Annotated in this window: 5 protein-coding genes and 1 pseudogene; 4 read left to right on the top strand and 2 right to left on the bottom strand. The window is 36.2% G+C overall.

Going from position 1 to position 6,342, the window contains the following annotated elements:
- The 3 genes and pseudogenes from J6569_RS10900 to J6569_RS10890 form a co-directional block, all read left to right on the top strand.
- Positions 1-768, top strand: a pseudogene (locus tag J6569_RS10900) (hypothetical protein); the annotation flags it as partial.
- Positions 769-821: 53 nt separating this feature from the next.
- Positions 822-1,259, top strand: a complete 438-nt coding sequence (locus J6569_RS10895) for a hypothetical protein (protein WP_296318451.1) — start codon at positions 822-824, stop codon at positions 1,257-1,259.
- Between the two features lie 26 nt (positions 1,260-1,285).
- Positions 1,286-1,654: a hypothetical protein gene (locus tag J6569_RS10890; RefSeq protein ID WP_296318449.1), complete on the top strand. Its 369-nt coding sequence runs from the start codon at positions 1,286-1,288 to the stop codon at positions 1,652-1,654.
- 843 nt (positions 1,655-2,497) lie between these two features.
- Here J6569_RS10890 and J6569_RS10885 read toward each other — a convergent pair.
- Positions 2,498-3,853, bottom strand: a complete 1,356-nt coding sequence (locus tag J6569_RS10885) for a PFL family protein (protein ID WP_174798959.1) — start codon at positions 3,851-3,853, stop codon at positions 2,498-2,500.
- A gap of 35 nt (positions 3,854-3,888) precedes the next feature.
- Positions 3,889-4,158, bottom strand: coding sequence for an ACT domain-containing protein (locus J6569_RS10880; protein WP_296318447.1), 270 nt, complete (start codon positions 4,156-4,158; stop codon positions 3,889-3,891).
- A gap of 140 nt (positions 4,159-4,298) precedes the next feature.
- On the opposite strand from J6569_RS10880, the gene J6569_RS10875 reads away from it, so the two are divergent.
- The gene (locus J6569_RS10875) at positions 4,299-5,513 is read left to right on the top strand and encodes a pyridoxal phosphate-dependent aminotransferase (RefSeq protein WP_065560431.1); all 1,215 of its coding nucleotides are present in this window, start codon (positions 4,299-4,301) and stop codon (positions 5,511-5,513) included.
- The last annotated feature ends 829 nt before the right edge of the window (positions 5,514-6,342 follow it).

Here is a 6,342-nt window from a genome sequence, read left to right as displayed (position 1 = left end):
GCATTGCGTGAAGCGGCTAATCATCAGTACGAACAAAATCGTATCAATGCACAATGGGAAATTTGGCGAAATCAGAGTGATGCTAACGAGTTTTTAGCGTCATCTCTTGAGGGATTAGCAAGTAGCGCAACAAGTACAATATCAGGCTTAGCGTCAGGTACGATGACAGCAACGCAGGCAATGCAGAACTTTGCTAATGTGATTTTGAACGAGGCTATCGGGTCACTTGTTCAAATGGGTATGCAATACGTCAAGAACGCAATTGTTGCTAAAACAACCTCGGCATCAACAACGGCGGCGCAAGTGGCTGAGGCTACGTTATTAGCAGCAGCATATCAACCTGCTGCCATGTATGCATCTATTGCCACGCAGGGCGCAGCAGCAACTACAGGCGCAACATCGTATGCAACAGCTATCGGTTCAATGAAAGCGTTGGGTATAGCAGGTGCTCGTAAAAACGGCGGTCCAGTAGACGCTAACTCTATGTATCGAGTTGGTGAGGGTGGAAAGCCAGAAATCTTGGTAGCAGGCGGAAAGCAATATTTAATACCAGGAGAAAATGGGCGAGTATTAAGCAATCGCCAAATTACATCTAATGGTAAAGGTGGCTCAAATATCAACCTTAATATTAATATGCCGATTAACATTGATGGTGGCGGTGGCATGTCAGAACAAGACGGACAGCAACTAGCTAAAAACATTGAACAAGCTATTCGTGCGCAGATTATGAAAGAACAAAGACCGGGAGGGCTACTAAATCGTCGTTGATTTTATAGGCGAATTTTCATACCATTAATTAAAATTTTAAAAGAGTTGATGGTATGAAAAGAATCTTGATAATTAGTTTAGTTAGCCTTGCTTTATTCGGCTGTGGTGAAGATAAGATTACAAAAGAGTATCTTGTAGGTGATTGGCGCTGTATAGATAACCAGTATCAAAAACACAATGTCGGAGCTAATGAAGACTTGGGTGATCCTGTGTCATCTTTGGAGGATCTAAGGACATTTAGAATAATTAATAATGAATTATACCAAATAAACAAAGAGATAGAAAATACTCTTATTGATTTAAGTAAAATTGACTCAACTGAAGATGAAATATCTGATGCTTATAAAACTCATATTGTGAATACTATAAAGGCAATTGATAAAGACACATTTAAATACATAACAACAATAGATATTAAAAATATAGATAATGACACTAACATTATTAACCTTAGAACTAAATTAGAAGGGATTTGCACAAGAATAAAATAACCTACATTAACTACTGGTGACTAAGAATGGCAATAAAAGTAAAAGGTGTTAGAGGATGCATAAAAGGTTTAGATAACACCGTAAACAACATAATCAAAAATAAAGCAGTTAAAGCGATGCATGCTTCAATAATTGTTGGAGCTAACCAAGCAGCGCTTTACACCCCAATCGACACATCTAACTTAGTTAATTCGCAGTATAGAGAAGTAGTCGTAAATGGTACCCGTATAACTGGGCGAGTTGGCTATACTGCCGCTTATGCCGCGTATGTTGCTGACCCAAACCATCCCATGAAGTTTAAGCGCTCTACCGCTAAAAAGGACTTTTTAAATAAAGGCTTTGAAGATGTTGAAGACCAAATAGTAAACATCTTTAAAAAAGAGCTATTCAGTTAAATTGTAGTGTACACTTGCACACAAATTCTGACAAAGATTGGATACCAAAAGCTGAAGAGCCTAACTAGTAGCTCAAATTGAGCCAATAAAATATAAAATAGAGACCGCCCTAATTGGCGGTTTTTTATTGAGTGAACACCTAAAGTGTACACTTGTGAATAGTAAATCATTAAGTGTTCACCGCTCAAACCCTTTTATAATAAGGCTTCAAGCAAGTAGTGAACACCGTGAACACTTTTTTATAAAATTTTATTTTTATGGGGGGGGGAGGTATAAAAAATCTAAAACATAATTAACGGATACCGCTCACCTAGATAAATTTTTACACCGTCAAAATTCTAAAACCAATTTTTAACCTTTCAATTTGGCAAGATTAAAATACCTAATTTTTGGGGGCACTTTTTCTTTTGGGGGTACAAATGGGGGTACAACAAACAGAAGAAACAAACACAATACTTTATGAAAAAGGATTTAAACAGTGCTTTTCAAGTCCCGCCCACGCACCAAATCAATAAACAGCAACATTCTTTTAAACCCTGCAAAGCACACCAAACCCAGTAATAACAAGCCTTAAAGTCTATTTTATTGCCCATTAAGTATCAGTAAGGTACATTTTAAACCACATCTTAAACCACATCTTTTAGGTATATACTTAAGTACAAATACTATATAATTAAAAATTATATACTTAAAATTATTATGGCAAGAAAAGCAGCCTTGATAATAGATACCCGAATAAAAGCCACCAATTCATGAAATAAGGAATATTCATTATTTATAGCGATAATCCGCCTACCTTGCTGTAGACGGAGTAAGGGAAAATATTCATTTAAAATAAATATATTAGTTTTTAAATGAATGAATTGGAGCGGGAATTCTTCCACCTCGATTAATAAAATCACATGAACTAAATTTGTTTACTGACATAACGGGAGCATGGCCAAGTAAACCACCAAATTCAATGTTATCTCCTACTTTTAATCCCTCGGCTGGAATAATTCGCACCGCTGTTGTTTTGTGGTTAATCACCCCTATTGCAGCCTCATCTGCAATGATCGCCGAAATAGTTTCAGCTGGCGTATCGCCTGGAATTGCAATCATATCCAGTCCAACAGAACAAACACAGGTCATTGCTTCTAGTTTTTCAAGATTAAGTGCACCGTTATTTACAGCATCAATCATACCTGCATCTTCCGAAACAGGGATAAATGCACCGCTTAATCCGCCAACATGGCCACAAGCCATTACTCCACCTTTTTTAACCGCATCGTTTAGCATAGCTAGTGCTGCAGTTGTACCGTGTGTACCAACTGCTTCTAATCCCATTTCTTCTAAAATGTGTGCAACCGAATCACCAATTGCTGGGGTTGGAGCTAACGATAAATCGACAATACCAAATTTAACGCCTAAACGTTCAGAAGCCTCTTTACCAACTAGTTGCCCCATACGAGTAATTTTAAATGCAGTTTTTTTGATAGTCTCAGCTACAACATCAAATGGCTGACCTTTGACTTTTTCAAGTGCTCGCTTAACTACACCAGGACCACTGACACCAACGTTAATGACGCAATCAGCTTCCCCTACGCCATGAAAGGCACCTGCCATAAATGGATTATCTTCAACCGCATTAGCAAACACAACTAACTTAGCACAGGCCATGCTACTATTATCAGCTGTTAACTGCGCGGCTTCTTTGATGACATTTCCCATTTGCTTTACTGCATCCATGTTGATCCCCGTTTGTGTAGAGCCAACATTTACCGAAGAGCAAACTCGTTCAGTCTGTGCAAGTGCTTGGGGAATTGATTTAATTAAAATTTCATCCCCTTTATGGTAACCTTTTTGTACCAGTGCTGAAAATCCACCAATAAAGTTAACACCAACTGCTTTGGCCGCTTCGTCCAAAGTTTTAGCAAACGCTACATAATCTTTATCATCACTAGCACCGGCAATTAAAGATATTGGCGTAACAGAAATACGCTTATTGATTATTGGAATACCGAATTCTGAAGTAATCTGATCACCTACTTTAACAAGATCTTTTGCCAGATGTGTAATTTTGTTATAAATCTTTTGGCGTGCTTTTTCACCATCACTATCTATACAATCAAGAAGAGAAATACCCATGGTTATTGTGCGGATATCAAGTTTTTCTTCCTCAATCATTTTAATGGTTTCGAGGATCTGTTTTGTTTCCATTAGTATTATCCTTTTATTAAAATATAGAATTAATATTATAAACGATGCATAGCATCAAAAATTTCTTCTCTTTGAAGATTAACTTTAACTTTTAGATTTTCACCTGTTTGCATCAACACAGTTTTTACTTCATCAAATGACACATTAATTTTAGATAGGTCAAGTAACATAATCATCGTAAAATACTCATCCATGATAGTTTGGCTGACATCTAAAATATTCATATCTAATTCATATAACTTTTGGCTAATACCAGCAATAATACCTGTTTGATCTTTACCAATTACCGTTAAAATGGTTTTCATAACACTCCCCCGCATAAAAAATAGACAATTAAATAATATTTATTGAGCTAACTATAATAGCATCTTCAAAAATTATCGAAATAGGAGTAGATTGTTTTTTTCAGTAAAAATATCAACACAAGAACTAAAAAGAGCAACTTATGGTAAATTTCTCAAAATCCACAAAATTGGATCATGTTTGTTACGATATCCGTGGTCCAATTCTAGAGCATGCAAAACGACTGGAAGAAGAAGGTCAAACTATCCTGAAACTCAACATTGGTAACCCAGCGCCTTTCGGTTTTGCTGCGCCTGATGAATTATTAATTGATGTGATTAGAAACTTACCTTCCTCACAAGGATATTCCGATTCTAAAGGCCTTTATTCTGCCCGTAAAGCAATCATGCAGTATTATCAAGCTCGCGGAATTAATAGTTTAGATGTTGAAGATATTTACATCGGTAATGGTGTATCAGAATTAATCGTTCAATCCATGCAGGCTTTACTAAATAGTGGTGATGAAGTACTTGTACCTATGCCCGATTACCCATTATGGACAGCGGCTATTAGTTTGTCTGGAGGGAGCGCTGTGCACTATCTTTGCGATGAAGAAGCAAATTGGTCACCTGATATTGAAGATATTAAACGGAAAATAACTCCAAACACTAAAGGAATAGTAATTATTAATCCTAACAACCCGACAGGCGCTGTTTATAGTAAAGAAGTATTACTTGAGATCGCTGAAATCGCTCGTCAAAATAATCTAATCATCTTCGCTGATGAGATTTACGATAAAATTTTATATGATGATGCAGTGCATTATTCAATTGCCGCATTGGCACCCGATTTATTTGTCATTACCATGTGTGGCCTATCAAAAACTTATCGAGTTGCTGGTTTTAGGCAAGGCTGGATGGCGCTTTGTGGCCCCAAAAACCATGTAAAAGGCTATATTGAAGGCTTAAATATGCTAGCTTCAATGCGTTTATGTGCCAATGTGCCATTACAACATGCTATTCAAGGAGCGCTAGGAGGCTACCAAAGCATCAATGAATTTATTGTTCCTGGAGGTCGCTTATATGATCAATGTATGTTGGCATGGCGTTTACTTAATGAAATCCCCGGTGTTTCATGTACTAAACCACAAGGTGCCTTGTATCTATTTCCAAAATTAGATCAGAAAAAATTCAACATCCATAACGACCAAAAACTTGTATTAGATTTTTTGTTACAAGAAAAAGTATTACTTGTACAAGGAACCGGCTTTAATTGGCATAAACCGGATCACGTTAGAATTGTTGCTTTGCCTCATTCCGGCCAACTTGAAGAGGCTATTGGGAGATTTGCTCACTTTCTATCTTCCTATAAGCAATAAATCGTTCATTGATTAATCCCCAGTTTCTGCTGGGGTAATTTTAATAGCTCAGTCAAAATAGATTTATAAAACCATATTTAACATTGTCTGTTTATTGTTGTAAAATACGGCTTATCTTCCTGTTTGAAACTTGATATTTTGTACTCCATAGCCTCATAAAGCAGATTAGGAGTAACCAAGCACGTTTTATGCCACCAATACAGCTTTTTGATATATTTGTTGATTATGCTATACCTCAATTCAAAGTTCGTATCATCTTTTCTACCTTCTCATGTGTTTGTGGGTAGGCTGGTTTAGTCAATTTTTGCTTATTACTCGTTTTAACAAATAGGTGCTCAACTGCGCTTTACTGGTTCATGTCTGTATCCAGGATAAGGGGCATTCAATGTGGGTATTGGGCTAACAAAATTATTTTGTAAAAATTGTGCTGCATTAAATTGGGATTTATGGGAGTAAATGCCCGCATAGAGCTCATATGAATAATCATCAATACCAACGAATAAATATTCTCACGTATTTTGTTTTTAAATAAAGGTTGTTAACATGTAGCATTTCGCTCGGATAAGTTTTGTTATAGCGTTTAGCCAAATCAGTGACAGTTATTTTTTCTTTATGATATAGGTGCCATATCTCTTGCCTGTGAAAAATTGGTTAGAAAATAGAAACATGTAATAATTAATGTATTATAGAAAAAGGTGACAGAATTAACTGTCACATATGGTGATTAAATATATAAAACTTAATAGGATATAAAATAATTAGTAGACGCCATCTAACCAAAAAATTACTCTATTGAAATTATTATATATTTCTTTGAAAAATACTGCTT

The organism is Gilliamella sp. (genome assembly GCF_024104075.1).
Lineage (GTDB): Bacteria > Pseudomonadota > Gammaproteobacteria > Enterobacterales > Orbaceae > Gilliamella > Gilliamella bombi.
This window is presented reverse-complemented; position numbering and strand designations above follow the sequence as displayed.